Here is a 299-nt window from a genome sequence, read left to right on the forward strand (position 1 = left end):
GTTATACTGATCCAATTCCTAATGACACGATTTCATTACGTTCAGAATTAAGTGATGAGTGGAAAGAGAAAATTGTACAAGCATTCTTAGACTTTAATGATGATGAAGAAATGTTAAATGTTATGGACGAAGTTTATAACTGGTCTGGTATTGCTGAAGCATCTCCAGAGGATTATCAAATTGTACGTGATATGCTTGCAGAATTCAATGACTTATTAGAGTAAAAATATAAGAGAGGGAAAAGCCATTGCTTTTCCCTTATTCTATGAAAAAAGAGGGAAGACGCCATGATAGAATTT

At 33.4% G+C, this 299-nt stretch carries 1 protein-coding gene; it reads left to right on the forward strand.

The annotated features are described in order from the left end of the window. The coding region (locus AOA61_RS27745) for a PhnD/SsuA/transferrin family substrate-binding protein (protein WP_158234835.1) at positions 1-224 on the forward strand (224 nt) is incomplete at its 5' end. Positions 225-299 lie beyond the last annotated feature (75 nt).

The sequence above is a fragment of the Pseudomonas sp. 2995-1 genome (assembly GCF_002742505.1).
GTDB classification, from domain to species: domain Bacteria; phylum Pseudomonadota; class Gammaproteobacteria; order Pseudomonadales; family Pseudomonadaceae; genus Aquipseudomonas; species Aquipseudomonas sivasensis.